The following is a 19653-nucleotide window of genomic DNA, read 5'->3' on the forward strand; positions in this document are numbered from 1 at the left end:
CATGACGCCAGATCCGTACGCAGCAAAGAGTTCGTCCGCACCATCCGACGCCGCACACCGTCCCTACCACGAGGTGACCGACTCACGAGGTCGCGTCTACCGGGTCGGCGAGACCGACCGCGACATCCTCGGCCACTCCCGCAAACTCATGGTGTATCTCCCGTGGATCGCCATGATGGCCATCAGCGTCTTCGAATACGCGTACGGCTCCGCGGAGGACACCCTGTCCCACGCGCACGGCTGGACGCAGAGCAACACCTTCTGGATCCTCAGCGTCTGGGTGTTCTTCCAGGCCGGCATCGCCTTCCCGGCGGGCTGGCTGCGTGAGAAGGGCATCCTGACGGCCCGCTCCGCGATGTACATCGGCTCCGGCATGTGTCTGCTGGGGTTCCTCGCCCTGTCGCACCTGGACGACGTCTGGCTGGCGATCCTCGGCTTCGGCGTCATCGGCGGCATCGGCGCCGGCCTGGTCTACGCGACCTGCATCAACATGGTCGGCAAGTGGTTCCCCGAGCGGCGCGGCGCCCGGACGGGGTTCGTCAATGGCGGGTTCGCGTACGGATCACTGCCGTTCATCTTCATCTTCAACTACGGGTTCGACACCGCGAACTACCACCGGGTGCTGGACCTGATCGGCTGCTACATCATGATCGTCGTCTTCGGATGCGCGTTCTTCTTCAAGGACCCGCCGAAGAACTGGTGGCCCGCGGACATCGATCCGCTGTCGTACGCGGGCAGCGACAAGAGCGCGGCGAGCCTGGCCAAGAACCCTCCGGCGGTGAAGCAGTACACGCCGCGTGAGGCCATCAGAACGGGCATGCTGCCATTGATGTGGCTGTCCGTGGTGCTGACCGCCGGGGTGTCGATCTTCGGTATCTCCTTCCAGGTCGACTACGCCAAGGAAGTGGGCTTCGGTCCGCTCGTCGCGGCGTCGTCGATGGGGGTGATGGCGGTGATCAACGGCATCGGCCGCGGTGTCGTGGGTTGGCTGTCGGACCGGTGGGGCCGTAAGTCGACGCTGGTGTTCGTGATCGTCGTGCTGGGTCTCGCCCAGTTCGGTGTGATCTGGGCCGGAGACCTCAGGAGCGAGTGGCTGTTCCTGTTCTTCGCGTTCCTCTCCGGGTTCGGCGGCGGCGCCTTCTACCCGTTGTTCGCGGCGCTCACCCCGGACTACTTCGGGGAGAACTTCAACGCGACCAACTACGGCCTCGTCTACAGCGGCAAGCTGATCAGCGGCCTCTTCGGCGGTGGCCTGGGCTCCATGGTCGTCGCGGCCTGGGGCTACGACGGCGCCTACGCACTGGCCGGCGGCGTGTCGATCGTGGCGGCTCTCATCGCGCTGCTGCTGCGCCAGCCGGGGCGCACGGCGTCAGGAACATCCGGACGGAGTCGACCGCGCATCGCTGACGCGACCGCGTAGGAACGTCTCCGTTGTCCGGTGAGGGGATTTCCGGCCGACCGGAAACCCCCTCACCGGATCGGCTATTCGGCCGGAACCCGGCAGCTCACCTCGGGCAGCCCGTGGACCGCGGCGGTGTCCACCGATATCGCGGCGAAGAGTTCCGCCGCGTGCGCCAGGAGCATGCGCTGGTCCCCGGGGTCGATCAGCGGGTCCTCCCCGAGAGCCGCGACTCGGCGGGCGAACTCGGCGCGCGCAGTGAGCCCTTCGAGAGTGCGTGCCGTCCCGAAGGCCGGATTGCGCACCAGGGCAAGGCTGCCCCGTTGGTCGGTCGTACGCTGCCGCGGGCGCGGCAGACAGCCGTTCGACTCGGGTGACGCGGCACTGGGAGTCGTCGGGAGGACGACCGACAGGTGCTGGAACACCGTGTGCAGGTCCAGGTATTGAGGCCCGTCCGGGATTCCCTTCTCGAAGAGACGCAGCAGGCTGCCCGTGAAGCCGGTGTGCCGCTCGTCCAGTTCATAGAGTGCGAGGCTGGTGCGCCCTGTGGCGCACAGGACGTGTACGTCCCCCACGCCAGGGTCGTCCAGGGCGCGCCCCGCGAAGCAGCAGTCCAGTACCACGACGGATTGCCTGGCCCGCAGATAGCGCAAGCGGCTGAAGACCGAGCCGATGGGCAACCCCGTACGGACCGCCTCGGCCTGATCGTCGATCGAGCCGGACAGAGCCAGAAACAGCTCCTTACGACTGTCACGGTCGAGGGATGTGTACATGCCGTGGCCGACGTAGTAGAAGAGGACCACGTCGGGCTTCTGCCCCGCGACCTTGTCCAGGGCGCTCAGGACTTCATCCACACCGCTCGGATCGCGCACCGTGATGACGCGCTCCTCGGTGAAGAGCCCGTGCCGGCCCGCCAACGCCCCGGCCAGGTCGTCCACGCTGGTCGACGCCTGAGGGATGTCCGGCAGGTTGCTGGGGGGAGACTCGTGCCGCGACGTTCCCACCAGTACGGCCCATGAGTTGTCCCTCTCGAGCAGACGCGTCGGCCACGGCACGCTCACGCCACTTCCTTTCACACCTGGCAGTCGGTGATGATCCGCTGCTTGAGCGCCGGGACATCGGCCTGCCGGCGTGCGGTTTCGGTGATGGTCACACCGTTGGGACAGGTGATGGTGACCGTGACCTGCCCCTGCTGCAGTCGCTGGACGAGCCATGTTCCGAAGGCCGACAGCACCGCGCTGAACACGGGCGCCGAGTCCGCCATGACGCTTACAGCCTCCAGCATGTACCCCTGTTGTCCCGGAGCGGGCGGTCGTGAGTCCTTGGTGATGCTCGCACGGCTCAGGGTCTCAGTGTCCTTGAACCAGGTCTCCAGGCTCCCGGCGTCCTCCGCGACCTCTTTGCCCACTCCCTTGAAACCAAAGACCATTTTGGACATGGTGAACCCCCTGGAGTCAGCACCGACAAGGCCTCTTGGCGCCCTTCCCTCGTGCCGGATCGACACCGCCCATTGGCCAAGTCCCAGCAAAGTCAGGCGGGTTGGACCCTGGTTGCGTTGAACTCGGTGGAGGTCCGAGAGTAGCCAACCCGTAGCCCTCTGACTACAGGGTGCGCCCGGGGACTCCTGACAAAAGGAAGCTTCTGGACCCCGGTCTCACATCCGTGATCTCAGCACGTCGACCTCGCCACCCGGCGCGAACGGGTCGAAGCCGTGCTCGATCAGCCAGCGGACCCCCAGCAGGCTTCGCAGCGACCACCACGCGCGGATCACATCGACGTCGACATCGGTGCCATAGCCGGCGACGACGTCGCCGAGGTGCTCCTCGTGTCCGAGCGTCAAGGTGGCCAGGTCGTACAGGGCATCGCCCCGGCCCGCCTCGGACCAGTCGAGGATGCCGGTGACCTCGTCGCCGTCGACGAACACGTGGGCGATCTGCAGGTCGCCGTGTGTGAACACCGGAGTCCACGGCCGCAGCGCGGCCTCGGCGACCTGGCGGTTGCGGGCGACCAGATCGGCGGGCAGGACGCCGCTCGCCACGAGCCACTCGCACTCGCTGTCGAGTTCCGCCGTCAGCTCGTCGCGGCCCCGGCCGGCCCGGCCGGGCCGGGGCGGCAACGGCGCGTCGTGCACCTTCCGTACGGCGGCACCCGCCGCGGACCACGCCGCCGGCGATGCGGTCGACGGCTCGCAGAGGCGGCCGAGCGCCGCCCCGGGGAGCGCGGCGATCGCGAGCACGGGCGGCTCGCGCCACAGGACCTTCGGGGTCGGGACCGGCGCCAGGGCCATCGCCTCGACGTCGATGCGCGCCTGATCGGCGTCCACCTTCAGGAACACGTCGCCGACGCGCAGGGTCGCGCGCTCGGAATGGGCGACGACGACCTCGACCTCATCCATGGAAGACCAGTATCCGGGAGGTGATCGTCGCCGTCGCCGGAATTATCGGCTGCGATCGGCGGCCGGCCGCGTCCAGAAGTCCCCGTGCTCACCGGAGCGACCGCCGACCGGCCCCGACGGAGACCTGGTCGACGGCCGAGGCGTGCAACGTCAGCAGCCCTTCTCCCGCAGCGAGTGCAGGTGCTCGCTGGACCGGCGGGCGAACGTGAAGGACTCGGTCGGGTTGTCGTGCTCCGCCTGCCAGTGGTGGGCGAAGCGCTGCCCGCGCAGTCGCGTCACGGCGGAGATGAACTTCTTGTAGTCGATGTCGCCGTCGCCGACGTCGACCATGCGGTAGCCGTAAGTGTCGGACGGGTCGCTCACGCCGTCCTTGACATGGAAGAGCGGGTAGCGATGGGGCTGCTTCAGGACGTAGTTCAGCGGCTCGAACGGGGCTGGTGAGCCGTCGGGGCGCTTGGAGAAGCGGAACTGGCCCGAGTAGGCCCAGTAGATGTCCATCTCCAGGAAGACGAGGTCGGGGTCGGTCTCGGCGAGCAGGACGTCGTAGAGACGGACCTTGGGGTTGTCGGTGGCGAAGGAGAACTCCTCGGAGTGGTTGTGCTGGTAGAACTTCATGCCGCGCGCCCTGGCCGCCGCGCCGTAGGTGTTGAACTCCTCGGCGGCGCGCTTCCAGGCGTCGACCGTGGAGCCGTAGCGGAACGGCCCCGACGCGGTGCCGATGTGCTTGAGGCCGAGGGCCTGGGCGTCGTCCAGGACCTTGGTGAGGTTCTGGGCGAAGGTGTAGGCGTTCGGGTCGTCGGAGTAGTAGCCGACGTGGCTGCCGATCGGGTTCAGGCCGTGGTTCCTGGCCAGCCGCTTGAGCTGGGCGAGGGTGATCGGGCCGGCCGAGCCCTGGGTGTATCCGGCGAACTCCACCTCGTCGTAGCCGTACTTCTCCAGCTCGGCGAAGACGGGCGCGAAGCCGAGGGTGGAGACCTTGTCGCGCAGGCTGTAGAGCTGGATGCCGAGGCGCCCGGGCGGCAGGACGGGTCGGCCGCGGCCGCCGCCGTGGGAGGCAGCGGCCGGAGCGGGCGCGGCGGTCGCGGGGGTGCCGGCGGCGCCCACGAGAGCAGCGGCCGTGGCGCCCGCCGCCACACCGAGCATGCCTCGTCTGCTGAGGCGGTGAGTGAGTTCGGGGTCCGTCTGGGAAAAGCGGCTCATGCCTGGAACTCCTTGTGATCGAAGGCCGTTGTCAGTGGTGAGTGCTTCACTGGGGACCAGTCGGAAGAGACGGGCCGGTGGGACCGGCGAGCTGGTGCGCGCCGGCCGTGACCCGTCAGCCGAGACCGGCGAGTTGGAGCAGGAGTGACTTCACATCGGTGGCCGCGACACGGTCGCCGACAGCGCGGGGGGTGGAGCAGATGAGGAGCGGACCGTCGTCGTCGCTCGCAGGGAGGCGGCCGTGGCTGCCGCGAATAGGTGACGGATCCAGGGGCACGACCGCCATGCGGTAGCGCATGCCGAGTTTCTTGCGGGCCAGCGCGGTCGCGGCCTTGACCTTGACGTAGGGGTCGAGGGGATCCATGAAGAGTTCGACCGGGTCGTAGCCGGGTTTGCGATGGATCTCGACCAGCCGCGCGAAGTCGGGCGCGCGGGCGTCGTCGAGCCAGTAGTAGTACGTGAACCAGGCATCCGGCTCCGCCACGGCGACGAGTTCGCCGGAGCGCGGATGGTCGAGATGGTGGGCCTTCTTGCCCTCGTCGTCGAGGAGTTGCTCGATACCGGGCAGTGCGTCGAGTGCTTCCCGGGTCGCGTCGAGATCTTCCGGCCGGCGTACATAGACATGGGCGATCTGGTGGTCGGCGACGGCGAAGGCGCGTGAGGCCATCGGGTCGAGGTACTCCATGCCGTCCTGGGTGTGCACCTCCAGCAGTCCCGCCCGCCGCAGGGCGCGGTTGATGTCGACGGGTCGGTCCGCTCGGGTGATGCCGTACTCGGAGAGCGCCACCACGGTACGGCCTTCCGCCCGGGCGTCGTCCAGGAGCGGGGCCATGGCCGCGTCCAGGTCGGCGGCCGCCTTCAGTGAGCGCGGGTCTTCGGGGCCGAAGCGCTGCAAGTCGTAGTCGAGATGAGGGAGGTAACAGAGCGTCAGATCGGGCTGCCGGGTGCGGTTGATGTGGCGGGTGGCATCGATGATCCAGCGGCTGGAGACGAGGTCCGCGCCGGGCCCCCAGAAGTGGAACAGCGGGAAGGTGCCCAGTTTCTCGGTGAGTTCGTCGTGCAGGGCGGGTGGTCGCGTGTAGCAGTCGGGTTCCTTGCGGCCGTCGGAGTAGTAGATCGGACGGGGGGTGACGGTGATGTCGGTGTCGGCGCCCATGGCGTACCACCAGCAGATGTTGGCGACGCTGTAGCCGGGGTGGGCGCGGCGGGCGGCGTCCCAGAGTTTGTCGCCGGTGACCAGGCCGTTGTGCTGGCGCCACAGGAGTACGTCACCGAGGTCACGGAAGTACCAGCCGTTGCCGACGATGCCGTGTTCCGACGGGTGGGTGCCGGTGAGGAACGTGGACTGGGCCGCGCAGGTGACGGCGGGCAGGACGGTGCCGAGCGGCGCCTGTGTGCCGGACTGGGCGAGCCTCTTGAGGTGGGGCATGTGGTCGAGGAGACGGGGGGTGAGGCCGACGACGTCCAGGACGAGGAGCGGGGTGGGCCCGCCCGTGACGGTGGCGTCCGTTCGGGGTGCGGGGCGGGTGGCCGGGGCTGCCGGTTCCGGGGGCTCGGTCATGGCAGCTCCTTCAGGCCGAGGTCGGTCAACAGGTCGCGGGCAAGGGTGAGTTCGGCGGCGATTCCCTCGGCGAGCTGGCTGCGGGCGCGGGGCCGCAGCTCGGCCGGGAGGGCCTGCCAGGTGTACGTCTCGACCTCCAGGTGCCGGGTGAGCGGGTGCGGGCCGCCGACGAGCCCGGCCAGTGCGTCCTTCAGGACGTCGAGCGTGGAGGTGAGGGGTGCGGCGGGGGCCGCGTGGAGCGGGACGTGGAAGTGGGCGCGCCACGGTGAGGCGACGGGGAGTGCCTCACCGCCCAGGGCCTGGCCGAGGTCGTCGGTGCCGCGCAGGCCGGCGGCGCTGGAGGTACGGGTCTGGTGCAGGAAGCGGGGCTCGTCGAAGGCCGCGAGGGCCTCGCGGACATCGGGGAGGTGCGGGTGCTCGGCGTGCAGTGCGGCCGACAGCTGGGATTTGACGACGGGGACGCGGGCTTCGGTGAGCGCGTCCAGGGCTGACAGCGGATCTTCGAAGGAGGTGGCGAGATGGCAGGTGTCGACACAGATGCCGATGCGGTCGTGTCCGATCGCGGCGAGCGGAGCGATGGCGTCGCCGGTGGTCTCGACGATGCAGCCGGGCTCGGGTTCGAGGCCGACGCGGATGTCGCGTCCGGTCAACTCCCGCAGGGCGTCGAGGCGTTCGGCGAGGGTGCGCAGGGCGAGGCGGGCCGTCTCGGCGCGGCGGTCGTCGTAGGCGGTGCGCCAGGCCAGCGGCAGGGTGGAGATGCTGCCCTCGGTGACGTCGTCCGGGAGGAGGCCGGCGAGAACCCGGGCCAGGGCGGTGGTGTGGTCGAGGCGTTCGGGGTCGGCCCAGTCCGGCTTGTAGACGCGGTACTTGACCTCTTCGGCGCCGAACCCTTCATACGGGAAGCCATTGAGGGTGACGACCTCGAGGCCGCGGCGGTCGAGTTCGGTGCGCAGACCGCGCAGCGCGGACGGGTCGGAGACGAGGGCGTGGGCGGCGTCCTTGGCCAGCCACAGGCCGATACCGAGGCGGTCGCGGCCGAGCCGTCGGCGCACGGGCTCACAGTGGTCACGGAGTTGGGCGAGGACGCCGTCGAGGGTCTCGGCCGGGTGCACGTTGGTGCAGTAGGCGAGGTGGACGGTGGAGCCGTCGGGGTGGCGGAAGCGCATGACTCACGCTCCCGGGGCCGGGGCGACGGCGGGGTCGTCCCGCTGTCCCGGTGTTCCACTCGGCGCTTCGTCGAGGTCCTTCGGGGCGCCGCGGAGGATGGAGTTGCCCTCGTGGGTCGCGTCCGGGGTGGCGACGTCGAGGTCGAGGCGGCCGCTGAGTCCGTAGAAGGCGACGGGGTTGCGCCACAGCACCAGGTCGACGTCGTCCTCGCCGAAGCCTTCCGCGAGCATCAGGTCGGCGACCTTGCGGGTCTTGAGCGGATCGCTCCTGCCCCAGTCGGCGGCGGAGTTCACCAGCACCTGCTCGGGCCCGTACTCGCGCAGGATCGCGACCATCCGCTCCTCGTCCATCTTGGTGTCGGGATAGACGGAGAAGCCGAGCCAGCAGCCGCTGTCCTTGGCCTCCTTGACGGTGGTCTCGTTGAGGTGGTCGACCAGGACGTGGTCCGCGGGCAGCGCGGACTCGGCGACGACGTCGAGGGTGCGGCGCAGGCCCGCCAGCTTGTCGCGGTGCGGGGTGTGGACGAGCGCCGGCAGCTCATGGGCGGCGGCGAGTTGGAGCTGGGCGGCGAGGGCGGTGTCCTCGGCGGGGGTCATCGAGTCATAGCCGATCTCCCCGACGGCGACGACCTGGTCCTTGACGAGATAGCGGGGCAGTTCGTCGAGGACCGGGGCGCAGCGCGGGTCGTTCGCCTCCTTGGGGTTGAGCGCGAGCGTGCAGTGGTGGGCGATGCCGTACTGCGCGGCGCGGAAGGGCTCCCAGCCGAGAAGGGAGTCGAAGTAGTCGAGGAAGGAGGCGGGGGATGTACGGGGCTGGCCGAGCCAGAACGAGGGCTCGACGACGGCACGGACGCCGGCGGCGTGCATGGCCTCGTAGTCGTCGGTGGTGCGTGACGTCATATGGATGTGGGGGTCGAAGAGGCGCATCAGGACTCCTTGCCGTCGGTGCCGCGGCTGCCGCGTTCGGGGGCAGCCGCGGGTGGGGTGGCCGTGGGGTCGGTCAAGGTCAGGACGCGGTACAGGTCTTCGGGCACGGAACGGCCCGCGGCGGTGCGTTCGGCGGCGTAGTCGCCGAGCATGCGGGCGAGTTCGGCGTCGCGGTGGGCGCGGCGGTCCAGGTCGGCCACCGTGTCGACGTGGACGCCGGTGAACAGGCACTTCAGGACGGCGTGCCGCCACTGGTGGGAGTCGAGGTGCCGGGCGGCGTAGGGCCCGACGGCGGCGGCGAGGAGCCGGGTGTCGTTGGTGCGCAGGGCGTCCTCGACGAGCGGGAGCGCCTGCGGGCCGGGCACAAGGTGGGGTAGGGCGTGCAGCACGGCACGGCGTTCGGCCCCGGTGCCCTGGAAGTAGACCCGGGTGAGGGCGCCCGCGTCGGCGCGGGCCGCGTGCAGGATGAGGACGCGGGCGGCGTCGGCGTGGTCGGGGCCGCAGCGACGGCCGGCCTCGGCGATGCGCAGCTCCCAGACGGATATGGGACCGTGGGTGCCGGGGTTGGCGGCGGCCTCGGCGAGGGCTCGGTGGAGCCAGGTGCGGGCGGCCGCCCCGAGACGAGCGGCGAGGTGGGCGCGCAGCTCGGCGGGCGGGGTGCGGGCGAGGGGTGTGTCGTCCTCGGTGTCCGACGGGGGCGCCGCATCTGCCTGAGCTTGGGTGTCCGCCGGAACTTGGGTGTCCGCCCGAGCTTGGGTACCCGCCCGAGTCTCGGTCTGGGTCTCGGTCTGGGTCTCGGTCTGGGCCCTGATGTCCGACTGGGCTCTGGTGTCCGCGTCGGTCCTGATGTCCGTGTCAGTCCTGATGTTCGTGCGGGCGCCGGCGTCCTTCTGGACCTCGCCGTCCGTCTGCGCGGCGGTGCCGGTGTGGTGCCCGGAGTCCGGGCCGCCGGGTTCGCTGTCGGCCCGTCTCTCGGTGGGCGGACGGCCCTCGGTGTCCGCGCCCGGGGTGGCCGGGCTGGTGCGGGGGTGGGTCATGAAGTGCTCCCTTCGGGGGTGGCGGAGGGATCGCCATGGGGTGGGACGAGTAGGGGTGATCCGGTGGCCGCTGCCTCGGCGCTGCGGAGGAACGGGAGGGAGTGTTCGGCAAAGTGAGGGCCCGCGTGGGAGTGGCGGGGCAGTTCGACGACCGTCAGGCCCTGGTAGCCGGCGGCGGAGAGGGCGGCGAGGACGGGGGGAAAGTCGATCTCGCCGTCGCCGAACGGGAGGTGTTCGTGGATGCCGCGGCGCATGTCCTCGATCTGGACGTGGCGCAGCCAAGGAGCGGCGGCGCGTATGCAGTCGGCCGGAGAGAGGGGTTCGAGGCACTGGCAGTGGCCGATGTCGAGGGTGAGTCCGAGGTGTTCCGGGTCGCCGAGTGTGCGCCGGAGACGGTCGAAGTCGGCGAGGGTGGCGAGGAGGTGACCGGGTTCGGGTTCGACGGCGAGCGGGACGCCGGCGGTGGTGGCGGCCTCCAGGACCGGGGTGAGTGCCTCGGCCAGACGGTCCCAGGCGGTGTCGGGGTCCGTTCCCGGCGGTGTGATGCCGCTGAAGCAGTGGACCGCGTGAGCGCCGAGGTCGGCCGCCACCCGGACGGCGCGGATCAGCAGGTCGACGCGGCGGGCGCGGTCGTCCGGGTCGGGGTCCAGCAGGGACGGGCCGTGCTTGCGGCGGGGGTCGAGCACATAGCGGGCGCCCGTTTCCACCGTGACGCCCAGACCGAGTTCGTCCAGCCGCCGTGCGAGGCGTTCGGTGCGGGCGGCGAGGTCCGGGGCGAGTGGGTCGAGGTGCATGTGGTCGAGGGTCAGGCCGACACCGTCGTAACCGAGGTCGGCGAGCAGGGCGAGGGCGTCGTCGAGGCGGAGGTCGGCGAGTCCGTTGGTGCCGTAGCCGAAGCGAAGGGGGGTCACGGCGGGCGCATCGGGGAGGGGAGCGGTGGCGGGCTCGGCGCTGATGCCGGGTGGGTCGCTGACGGCTCGCGAGGCCGTCTCGGCGGAGTGACCCGGGGCCGTGGTCGTCCGGCTCATGTGACGCTCACCTTCCTTCCGAACCGTCTGCCGAGTGGGGCGAGTCCCGCGATGGCCAGGGCGGTGAGACCGGCTCCGGCTCGGGCGGACAGGGCGGCCTGGAGCGGGATGGTGGCGCGGATGCCGCCGCCGACGGCTCGTTGGGTGAGCGGAGGTGACGGGTTGAGGGTGGCGTGGAAATAGGGGCGGGCGGCGGTCGCGGCGTAGGCGGCGGCAAGAGCCGTGGTCAAGGCTCGGGCGGGTGACCAGACAGCGTCGGTCGGCTGGGCATGGCTGGTTCGCAGGGCGTGGGCGGAAGGCCAGGGTGGCGCGGACTGCCAGGCCTGACTGGCCCGCCAGTCCTGGGTGGTCCGCCAGGCTTGGGTGGCCCGCCAGGCGTGACCGGCCCCAGGTCGCCGGTGGCGTGTGGCGGTGGGCTCGGCGGTGGCAGGACGAGGAACCGACATGACCGGCCCACTGGACTCGGCTGCCTCCGGCCGGACGCCGCCGGCGGCGATGAGAGAGCTCCGGTCCTGCGGCAGGTCCGCAGGGCGCTGGGCCAGCAGACGGCTCAGGAGTGTCGTCGTGGTCAGGGCCGCGAGCGGTGCCAGGGACGAACCGCCCTTCGTCTCCTGTCGGGACACCACGGTGACCGCAAGGGTGTGGGTGCCGAGCAGGGCGGCGGAGGGGAGTGCCGCGCGGGTGTGGCCGGTGGTGGCCGCGGCGCCGAGGACGAGGTCCAGGGCGCGGGCCGTGGCCATGGCCGCGGGGCCGTACGGGGTGTGCTTGAGGGCGAGGTCGTAGGCCCAGACGGTGGCCGCGAGGGGTGCGGCGACGGTGAGGGCGGGGCGGCCGGCGCGAGCGGCGAGGGCCAGACCGGCACCGGTCAGAGCGCAGGCCGCGGTAAAGGCGGCCGCGGGGTGGACGCGGCCGGACGGGAGGGGGCGGTGGGGGCGTTCGACGGCGTCCTCCGCGCGGTCCGCCCAGTCGTTGAGGGCCATTCCGGCCTCGTAGAGACAGAGGGAGGAACCGATGGCGAGCAGAGTGCGGGAGTTGGGCCGGGCCCCGGCGGCGACGGCACCGCTCAGGGCGTCGCCGGGGACGGTGAACAGGGCGGGCAGCCGAAGCAGTTCGGCCCAGGCACGGCTACGACTCACGGCCGCTCCCCGCAGCACGCTCACGCGGCTCGACGCCATGAACGGCAGCGCCCTCACCGGAACCACGGTGACCGGCGCCCTGAACGGCCGCGCCCTCGTGGGACCCACGATGGCCGGAGCCAACGGCCGCGCCCTCGCCGAACCCACGATGACCGGCGCCCCGGACAGCCCCCTCGTCCCCGGACTCCCGATGACCGGCGCCCCGGACAGCCCCCTCGTCCCCGGACTCCCGATGCCCCGCACCCGGGTCGGGCCCCTCGCACCCACCCCCGGCGCCCAGCTCCTCTCCGGCACCCCCCGCCTGCCGGAGCCGTACTCCCAACCCCACCAACCGCGCGTACTGCTCCCCCAGACTCGACGGCCCCTCCCCCACGGGATCCTTGAAGTAGAAGCCGAGTTCGGAGAGTGGGCCGGTCCGGCCGGTCTCGTGGGCGCGGGACGTGAGGCGGGCCAGGTCCAGTACCAGGGGGGCGGCGAGGGCCGAGTCGCAGCCCTGCCAGATGGTCTGGAGGATCATGCGGGTGCCGAGGAAGCCGTCGAAGGCGATGTGGTCCCAAGCGGTCTTCCAGTCACCGAGCGCGGGGACGTCGTCGATGTGGACCTCGCCCTCGGGGACGGTGCCGAGGGTGTCGGCGAGGACGCGTTCCTTGCCGGCGTTCTTCGCCGCCGCGGCGGCCGGGTCGGCGAGGGACGCGCCGTCGCCGCCGCCCAGCAGGTTCGCGCCGGACCAGGCCCGGACCTGCAGCGCCCGCTGCGCGAACATCGGGCCCAGCACGGCCCGCAGCAGGGTCTGGCCGGTCTTGCCGTCCCGGCCGGCGTACGGCAGCCCGCTCCGCTCGGCCTCGACCGCGGCAACGGGGTGGTGCATGCCCTCGGACGGGGTGAAGTTGACGTAGGGGCAGCCCGCGCGCAGGGCTGCCAGTGCGTACAGGGTGCTGGCGGGCAGCGGGGCGCCGGGCCCGGCGGACGCGGGTTCCGTCGAGGCGACGTTCACCACGACCGTCCGCTCCAGCCCATGGCGGTGCGCGAAGTCGCGTATGTCGTCGGCGAAGGCCGTGATCAGCTCGGCCTCGCTCCGGGTGTCCCCGGGCGTGGGGCCCCCGGGCCTGATCTCGCGGTCGGCGGCGGCGAGTTCCGCGGCGACGGCGGTGGCGACGCCCGGCGGGAGGACGCCGCCTGCGGTCAGTGTCTCGGCGCGTTTGGGCAGGGGGCAGTCGAGGGTGTCGTGGCCGCCGAAGACGAGGTCGGACAGTGCGGGCAGGCCACTGTCGGTGAAGGCCGAGGTCTCGGTCACCATGCCGGTGGGTGGGTGGAGTCCTGCCGTGATGGCAGCGCAACCCGTGACGACGGTGGTGGCGACGGAGCCTCGGGCTCCGATCAGCCACACTCCCACACGCGGTCGGGAGAGGGACGCGGACATGGGCAGCCTCCTGGTCGTGGGCGAGCCTCGGGTGGAGGGGTGGAGACGGCGGGCGGGGGTCCGGCGTCCCCCGCCCGCCGCCGTTCAGTCGCCCTGGACGGGCAGTTCCTTCAACTGGATGTTGCGGAAGGAGACCTGGTCGTCGGCGCCATGGTTCTGCAGGCCGATGTAGCCGTCGGTCAGGCTCCGCTCGGGGTCCTTGTTGGTGAAGTCGTTGATCTTGACTCCGTTGAGGAACACCTGGAGGCGTTCGCCCTGGACCTTGATCTCGTAGGAGTTCCACTGGCCGGGGGGCCGCAGGACCTGGTCACGGGCCTTGATGTTCGCCGACTTGAAGGAGTAGACCGAGCCCGTCGTGCGGTCCGGTGCGTCCGTCGCGTCGATCTGGATCTCGTAGCCCTTGTTCACCGCGGACCAGGGGTCGTCGGAGGCCGGGAAGCCCACGAAGATCCCGGAGTTGTCGTCGCCCTGCATCTTCCAGTCGAGCTTGAGCGAGTACGACTTCAGCTCCTTGGCCTGGTACCAGAGCAGACCCATGCCGCCCTCGGTCTCCAGGGTGCCGTCCTTGACGTTGAACTTGCCGGGACCGGCCTGCTTCCAACCCTCCAGGGTCTGGCCGTTGAAGATCTTCCGGTAGTCCTTGCTCGGCTTGCAGTCCGCCTTCACCTGGCCGGTGGCGTACTGGAGGCCGCCGAGCAGATGGGCCCGGAAGGCTTCTTCGGCGTAGGACTCCTTGGTGTGGCCGCCGCCGGTGTAGAAGGACCGGCCGCCGCCGTAGCTCTGGCACCAGGCGATCGGGTGGTCGCCCTTCATGTTCCCGCCCTGGTAGGTGGTCTCGTCCAGGGTGGCGAGGACCTTGGCCTGCTCACGCGGGTTGGTGCGGTAGTTGTACCACTCGTCGGTGCGCTCCCAGGCGTCGTCCAGGTGCCCGGTCGACGGGTGGTCGTGGTCCTCGACGCGGACGGTGGCCTTCTGGATGGCCGGGTGCGAGTCGAAGTAGGCGCCGACGAGGCCGCCGTAGAACGCCCAGTCGTACTCGGTGTCGGCCGCGGCGTGGATACCCATGTAGCCACCGCCGCCCGCCACATAGTCCTCGAACGCCTTCTGCTGATCGGCGTTCAACACATCACCGGTGGTGGACAGAAAGGCAACCGCGTCGTACTTGGCGAGGTTGGTCGTGGTGAACTGCTTCGCCTCCTCGGTCGCGTCGACCGTGATGCCAGCCGGGCCGCCGAGCTCCTTCAGCGCGGCGATGCCGGCCGGGATGGAGTCGTGCCGGAAGCCGGCCGTCTTGGAGAAGACGAGGACCTTCTTGCCGCCCCTGAACGGCTCTTTGGAGAACTCGAAGTCGTCCACGTCGTAGAGCGCGCCCTCGCCGCCCTTGAAGACCAGGTAGACCTCCGTGGTCTTCTTCGGCAGCGCCCGCAGCGGTACGTCCACGTTCTGGAAGGTCTCCCAGCTGCCGGTCGGCGGGATGTACGCCGAGCCGTGCAGCGGTCCCTCGGGCGAGCCGGTGCGCACCTCGATGAATCCGCCCGCGCCGCCGGAGGAGGCCCTCACGGTCATCTTCTTCTGTCCGTCGAACCGGTAGGGGGTGAAGGCGATCCAGTCGCCGTCGTCGATGTTTCCGACGGTCTTGCCCCCGTTGGCGCCGGTCTTGTCGATCACCGACACGCCCGACTGGGTGGTGAAGTGCTCGCCCTGGCGGTGCAGCGGCTGGAGCACGGCGCGGGCGGTGCCGGTCAGGGCCTCCTGGCCGTTCGCCCCGCCATCGGTGTAGGCGGCGCCGACAACGCCGTAGATGTTGGCGTTGGGGTCGTGACCGCCGTCACCGGCGGGCGGTGTCAGGGTGCCCTGGCAGCCCATCTCGCTGGTCAGTTCGTGGGCGTGGGAGTCGTGGCCGAGGCTGTAGGTGACCTTGACCTTGGAGCAGTCGATCGTCTCCTCGGGGTCGGTGACGGTCACCTTGAAGGGGACGGGCTTGCCGAATTCGGCGAGCGCCCCGTTGCCCGGGATGTCGATCTTCACCTTGGGCTCGGTGTTGCCGACGACGATCCGGACGCTGGCGTTGCCGGTGTTGCCCTCGGGGTCCTTGGCGGTGAAGGTGGCGCTGTAGGTGCCGACCTTCTTGTACTTGTGGGTGGGGTTGAGGCCCTCGCCCTTGGTGCCGTCGCCGAAGTCCCAGCTGTAGGTGAGGTCGGTGGAGTCGGCGTCCTTGGCGGAGGCGGTGAACTTGACGTTCAGACCGGCCGCTCCGGACGTCTTGTCGGCGCTGACCTCGGCGATCGGGGAGAAGCCGTCCTCGGCGTTCTCGATCCGGTACAGCGCGGAGTGCTCGTCGCCCTGGAACCAGGAGATGCCGTAGTCGAGGACGTAGAGCGCGCCGTCGGGGCCGAACTCCATGTCCATGATCTGGGTGCCGGTCCACGGGAAGTCGTTGATCTTCGCGACGGAGCCGTCGTCGTTCTGCTCGATCCGCTTGATCCAGCGGCGGCCGAACTCACCGGCGAAGAAGTCACCGTCGTAGGCCTCGGGGAACTTCACGCTGGAGTCGAGGTCGGGGTCGTAGCGGTAGACCGGGCCGGCCATCGGGGACTCGGAGCCGGATCCGAACTCGGGCACGGAGCCGCCGTCGTACGGGATCCAGGCGGCCTGCGCGGGCGGCAGGTCGGTGAGGCCGGTGTTGTAGGGCGAGGTGTTCTTCGGCGCGGCGCAGTCGAACTTCGCGCCGGAGGTGCCGGTGGCGAAGTCGTAGTCGACGTAGGCGTCGTTGTTGCCGGTGCAGAACGGCCAGCCGAAGTTGGCGGCCTTGGTGACCTTGGCGAACTCGACCTGTCCGGCCGGGCCCCGGGTGGGGCTGGCGGCGCCGGCGTCGGGGCCGTAGTCACCGACGTAGACGATGCCGGTCTTGTCGTCGACGCTCATCCGGAACGGGTTGCGGAAGCCCATCGCGTAGATCTCGGGACGGGTCTTCTCGGTGCCCGGAGCGAAGAGGTTGCCCTCCGGGACGGTGTACGAGCCGTCCTCGGCGACCTTGATCCGCAGGATCTTGCCGCGCAGGTCGTTGGTGTTGCCGGAGCTGCGGCGGGCGTCGAAGGCGGGGTTGCGGCCCTCGCGGACGTCGATCGGCGTGTAGCCGTCGGAGGCGAAGGGGTTGGTGTCGTCGCCGGTCGACAGGTAGAGGTTGCCGGCCGCGTCGAAGTCGATGTCGCCGCCGACGTGGCAGCAGGTGCCGCGGGAGGCCGCGACGTCGATGACCTTCTTCTCGCTGGCCGTGTTGAGCGTGCCATTGGCGTTCAGCGTGAAGCGGGAGAGGCGGTTGACGCCGTCGAACTTCTTGAAGTCGTCGGCGGTGCCGGTCTCCGGGGCGTCGCCCTCGGGGGTGTCCAGCGGCGGGGCGTAGTAGAGGTAGATCGCCCGGTTGTTCTTGAAGTCCGGGTCGATGCCTACGCCCTGGAGGCCTTCCTCGTCGTGGCTGTAGACGTCGAGCTTGCCGGCGACCTTGGTGACACCGCCCTGGTCGGTCAGGCGGAGCGTGCCGTCGCGCGAGGTGTGCAGGACGCTGCGGTCCGGGAGCACGGCGAGCGACATCGGCTCGCCCATCTCGGGTTCGCCCTTGGCGAGCGGAACCTGCTGGAACTGGCCTTCGGCGGCTGCCGGTTCGTCGTGTTCCGGGTGGCCGGGGTGGGCACCGGCGACGGTCGCCGGGGCGCCCACGGCGAGGAGCAGGCCGGTGAACAGGGCGAGGGTGGTGCGAAGCCTGGTACGTCTTGGAGTGCCGGTGCTTCGAGGTCTTGTTCTGTGCACGAGGTCCCTCCGGGAACGGGGTGGTCCGTACGGGGTGGGTGCGAAGACGTGCGGTGCGGGCGCCGGGGTGCGCCGTCACCCCGGAGGTGTGTGTGTCCTGAACACTTCAGGGACGGTAACCGCGTCCGTCCTGGGCGAACACCCCTTGCGTCAGGATCGGTTGAACTTTTTCCCATCGCAGGACAAAGCGGGGTCCGCCCAGGTCGGAGAGGGGAACGGCGGCGATTCCGGTCCCCGTCCCCGACCTGCGCCGGGTGCCTGGTCCTTGGTTCAGCTGTTGAACGCGGCGTCGAAGGACGCGCTGGGCGGCTCGAAGTCGTACGCCTTGAGACTCCTCAGCGCCTCGGGCGCACCCTGGAGCCGGTCCATGCCGGCGTCCTCCCACTCCACGGAGATGGGTCCCTGGTAGTCGATGGAGCGCAGCATCCGGAAGACGTCCTCCCAGGGGACGTCGCCGTGTCCGGCGGACACGAAGTCCCAGCCGCGGCGCGGGTCGCCCCACGGAAGGTGGGAGCCGAGACGGCCGTTGCGGCCGTCGAGGCGCTTGCGGGCCTCCTTGCAGTCGACGTGGTAGATGCGGTCGCGGAAGTCCCACAGGAACCCGACCGGGTCGAGGTCCTGCCACACGAAGTGCGAGGGGTCGAAGTTCAGGCCGAAGGCGGGCCGGTGGTCGACGGCTTCCAGGGCGCGCTGTGTCGTCCAGTAGTCGTACGCGATCTCGCTCGGGTGGACCTCGTGTGCGAAGCGCACGCCCTCGGCGTCGAAGACGTCCAGGATCGGGTTCCAGCGCTCGGCGAAGTCGTCGTAGCCGCGCTCGATCATCGCCTCGGGCGCGGGCGGGAACATGGCGACGAGATGCCAGATCGCGGAGCCGGTGAAGCCGATCACGGTGTCGACGCCGTAGGCGGCCGCAGCGCGTGCGGTGTCCTTGATGCGTTCCGCGGCCCGCCTGCGCACCCCCTCCGGGTCCCCGTCGCCCCACACCTCGCCCGGCAGGATGGCCTGGTGACGCTCGTCGATGATGGCGTCGCAGACCGCCTGGCCGACCAGATGGTTGGAGATCGCCCAGCACTTGAGGCCGTACTTGTCGAGCAGTGCCTTCCTGGAGTCGATGTACGACGGGTCGGCGAGGGCCTTGTCGACCTCGAAGTGGTCGCCCCAGCAGGCGAGTTCGAGCCCGTCGTAGCCGAAGTCCCGGGCGAGCCGGCAGACCTCCTCCAGCGGCAGGTCGGCCCACTGGCCGGTGAACAGCGTGAACGTACGCGGCATTGCGCGTCAGCCTCCTCAGGCCGCTATCGGTAGGGATCAGACGGCGATCGGGGTGTAGACGGAGTTCTTCTCGGCGCTCTCCTCCACCGCCGCGAGCACGCGCTGCACCTGCAGCCCGTCGGCGAAGGAGGGTTCGGGCCGGCGCCCCTCGGCGACGGCGTGCACCAGGTCGCGGGCCTGGTGGACGAAGGTGTGCTCGTAGCCGAGGCCGTGGCCCGGCGGCCACCAGGCGTCCAGGTAGGGGTGGTCGGGTTCGGTGACGAGGATGCGGCGGAAACCGGCGTGCGCGCCCGGCTCCCTGCCGTCGTGGTAGGAGAGCTCGTTGAGCCGCTCCAGGTCGAACGCGATCGAGCCGAGCTCGCCGTTGAGCTCGATGCGCAGGGCGTTCTTGCGACCGGTGGCGTAGCGGGTGGCCTCGAAGGAGGCTAGGGCGCCGGACGGGAAGCGGCCGGTGAAGACGGCGGCGTCGTCGACGGTGACCTGGCCGGTGCCGTTCGCGGAGACCGCGGACAGGCCGCTGGTGGGTCCGCCGGGCAGCGGCCGTTCCTTCACGAAGGTCTCGGTCAGCGCGGACACCCCGCCGAGCCGCTCCCCCACCAGGTACTGCGCCAGGTCGATGATGTGCGCGCCCAGGTCGCCGAGCGCACCCGAACCCGCCAGCTCCTTGCGCAGCCGCCAGGTCAGCGGGAACTCCGGGTCCACCAGCCAGTCCTGGAGGTACGTCACCCGCACATGGCGCAGGGTGCCGAGGCGCCCCTCGGCGACCATGCTGCGGGCCAGCGCGGTGGCGGGCACCCGCCGGTAGTTGAAGCCGACCATCGCCAACTGGCCTCGCCCGTACGCCTCTTCGGCCGCCGCGGCCATCGCCGCGGCCTCCTCGACGGTGTTCGCGAGGGGCTTCTCGCACAGAACGTGCTTGCCGGCGGCCAGCGCGGCGAGGGCGATCTCGGCGTGGCTGTCGCCCGGGGTGCAGATGTCGACGAGGTCGATGTCGTCGCGGGCGATCAGTGCGCGCCAGTCGGTCTCCGCCGAGTCCCAGCCGTGCCGCTCCGCGGCCGCCCGCACCGCGGTGGCGTCCCGTCCGCAGATCGCGGCCAGGACCGGGGTACGGGGGAGGTCGAAGACACGGCCCGCGGTGCGCCAGCCCTGCGAGTGGGCGGCGCCCATGAAGGCGTAGCCGACCATGCCGACGCGCAGTGGTGGCTTGCGGGTCCCCGTGACCGGCACTCCCGCTCCGCCGGCCGTGGCCCGTGCCTCCGCCTCGGCCTCTTCGGGCTGCTGCGGCTGTCCCATGCGATGGTCCTCCTC

The 19653-nt window shown here is 70.6% G+C and carries 14 protein-coding genes and 1 pseudogene; 1 reads left to right on the forward strand and 14 read right to left on the reverse strand.

Going from position 1 to position 19653, the window contains the following annotated elements; all coding sequences use genetic code 11:
• Position 1 precedes the first annotated feature (1 nt).
• Positions 2-1420 carry an OFA family MFS transporter gene (locus ACFPQ9_RS04165; protein ID WP_380846639.1) on the forward strand — a complete coding sequence of 473 codons (1419 nt, stop codon included), beginning with the start codon at positions 2-4 and terminating at the stop codon, positions 1418-1420.
• Between the two features lie 62 nt (positions 1421-1482).
• Here ACFPQ9_RS04165 and ACFPQ9_RS04170 read toward each other — a convergent pair whose 3' ends face one another.
• The 14 genes and pseudogenes from ACFPQ9_RS04170 to ACFPQ9_RS04235 all read right to left on the reverse strand — a co-directional run bounded on the left by ACFPQ9_RS04170 (position 1483) and on the right by ACFPQ9_RS04235 (position 19638).
• Positions 1483-2460 carry a caspase, EACC1-associated type gene (locus ACFPQ9_RS04170; protein ID WP_380846642.1) on the reverse strand — a complete coding sequence of 326 codons (978 nt, stop codon included), beginning with the start codon at positions 2458-2460 and terminating at the stop codon, positions 1483-1485.
• Between the two features lie 11 nt (positions 2461-2471).
• Positions 2472-2828, reverse strand: coding sequence for an effector-associated constant component EACC1 (locus ACFPQ9_RS04175; RefSeq protein ID WP_380846645.1), 357 nt, complete (start codon positions 2826-2828; stop codon positions 2472-2474).
• Between the two features lie 225 nt (positions 2829-3053).
• The gene (locus tag ACFPQ9_RS04180) at positions 3054-3794 is read right to left on the reverse strand and encodes an aminoglycoside phosphotransferase family protein (protein WP_380846648.1); all 741 of its coding nucleotides are present in this window, start codon (positions 3792-3794) and stop codon (positions 3054-3056) included.
• 150 nt (positions 3795-3944) lie between these two features.
• Complete coding sequence (locus tag ACFPQ9_RS04185; RefSeq protein ID WP_380846651.1) at positions 3945-4994, reverse strand: sugar phosphate isomerase/epimerase family protein; 1050 nt, start codon at positions 4992-4994, stop codon at positions 3945-3947.
• Positions 4995-5109: 115 nt separating this feature from the next.
• Positions 5110-6555, reverse strand: coding sequence for an alkaline phosphatase family protein (locus tag ACFPQ9_RS04190; RefSeq protein WP_380846654.1), 1446 nt, complete (start codon positions 6553-6555; stop codon positions 5110-5112).
• Positions 6552-7721 (reverse strand): metabolite traffic protein EboE, encoded by a 1170-nt coding sequence (gene eboE, locus ACFPQ9_RS04195; protein ID WP_380846657.1) that lies wholly within the window; start codon positions 7719-7721, stop codon positions 6552-6554. Before eboE ends, ACFPQ9_RS04190 begins: the two co-directional genes overlap by 4 nt.
• A gap of 3 nt (positions 7722-7724) precedes the next feature.
• On the reverse strand, positions 7725-8648 hold the full coding sequence (locus tag ACFPQ9_RS04200) for a TatD family hydrolase (protein ID WP_380846660.1): 924 nt from the start codon (positions 8646-8648) through the stop codon (positions 7725-7727).
• Positions 8648-9460: an EboA domain-containing protein gene (locus tag ACFPQ9_RS04205; RefSeq protein WP_380848396.1), complete on the reverse strand. Its 813-nt coding sequence runs from the start codon at positions 9458-9460 to the stop codon at positions 8648-8650. The genes ACFPQ9_RS04200 and ACFPQ9_RS04205 overlap by 1 nt, the downstream gene beginning before the upstream one ends.
• A 221-nt stretch (positions 9461-9681) precedes the next feature.
• Positions 9682-10713 (reverse strand): sugar phosphate isomerase/epimerase family protein, encoded by a 1032-nt coding sequence (locus ACFPQ9_RS04210; protein WP_380846663.1) that lies wholly within the window; start codon positions 10711-10713, stop codon positions 9682-9684.
• On the reverse strand, positions 10710-11888 hold the full coding sequence (locus ACFPQ9_RS04215) for an SCO3242 family prenyltransferase (RefSeq protein WP_380846665.1): 1179 nt from the start codon (positions 11886-11888) through the stop codon (positions 10710-10712). The genes ACFPQ9_RS04210 and ACFPQ9_RS04215 overlap by 4 nt, the downstream gene beginning before the upstream one ends.
• 253 nt (positions 11889-12141) lie before the next feature.
• Positions 12142-13269: pseudogene (locus ACFPQ9_RS04220) on the reverse strand (inositol-3-phosphate synthase); the annotation flags it as partial.
• Positions 13270-13353: 84 nt separating this feature from the next.
• Positions 13354-17076 carry a ThuA domain-containing protein gene (locus ACFPQ9_RS04225; protein WP_380846668.1) on the reverse strand — a complete coding sequence of 1241 codons (3723 nt, stop codon included), beginning with the start codon at positions 17074-17076 and terminating at the stop codon, positions 13354-13356.
• A 270-nt stretch (positions 17077-17346) separates the two neighbouring features.
• Positions 17347-18345: a sugar phosphate isomerase/epimerase family protein gene (locus tag ACFPQ9_RS04230; protein ID WP_380846671.1), complete on the reverse strand. Its 999-nt coding sequence runs from the start codon at positions 18343-18345 to the stop codon at positions 17347-17349.
• A 36-nt stretch (positions 18346-18381) separates the two neighbouring features.
• The gene (locus ACFPQ9_RS04235) at positions 18382-19638 is read right to left on the reverse strand and encodes a Gfo/Idh/MocA family protein (RefSeq protein WP_380846674.1); all 1257 of its coding nucleotides are present in this window, start codon (positions 19636-19638) and stop codon (positions 18382-18384) included.
• Positions 19639-19653 lie beyond the last annotated feature (15 nt).

It is taken from the genome of Streptomyces coerulescens, assembly GCF_042657965.1.
GTDB lineage: Bacteria > Actinomycetota > Actinomycetes > Streptomycetales > Streptomycetaceae > Streptomyces > Streptomyces coerulescens.

Bases quoted from the DNA above. Each gene is read 5' to 3' on its own strand.
- ACFPQ9_RS04180 (WP_380846648.1), bottom strand. From the start codon at position 3,794: ATGGATGAGGTCGAGGTCGTCGTCGCCCATTCCGAGCGCGCGACCCTG.
- ACFPQ9_RS04185 (WP_380846651.1), bottom strand. From the start codon at position 4,994: ATGAGCCGCTTTTCCCAGACGGACCCCGAACTCACTCACCGCCTCAGC.
- ACFPQ9_RS04235 (WP_380846674.1), bottom strand. From the start codon at position 19,638: ATGGGACAGCCGCAGCAGCCCGAAGAGGCCGAGGCGGAGGCACGGGCC.
- ACFPQ9_RS04210 (WP_380846663.1), bottom strand. From the start codon at position 10,713: ATGAGCCGGACGACCACGGCCCCGGGTCACTCCGCCGAGACGGCCTCG.
- ACFPQ9_RS04200 (WP_380846660.1), bottom strand. From the start codon at position 8,648: ATGCGCCTCTTCGACCCCCACATCCATATGACGTCACGCACCACCGAC.
- ACFPQ9_RS04165 (WP_380846639.1), top strand. From the start codon at position 2: ATGACGCCAGATCCGTACGCAGCAAAGAGTTCGTCCGCACCATCCGAC.
- ACFPQ9_RS04215 (WP_380846665.1), bottom strand. From the start codon at position 11,888: ATGGCGTCGAGCCGCGTGAGCGTGCTGCGGGGAGCGGCCGTGAGTCGT.
- eboE (WP_380846657.1), bottom strand. From the start codon at position 7,721: ATGCGCTTCCGCCACCCCGACGGCTCCACCGTCCACCTCGCCTACTGC.
- ACFPQ9_RS04190 (WP_380846654.1), bottom strand. From the start codon at position 6,555: ATGACCGAGCCCCCGGAACCGGCAGCCCCGGCCACCCGCCCCGCACCC.
- ACFPQ9_RS04175 (WP_380846645.1), bottom strand. From the start codon at position 2,828: ATGGTCTTTGGTTTCAAGGGAGTGGGCAAAGAGGTCGCGGAGGACGCC.
- ACFPQ9_RS04230 (WP_380846671.1), bottom strand. From the start codon at position 18,345: ATGCCGCGTACGTTCACGCTGTTCACCGGCCAGTGGGCCGACCTGCCG.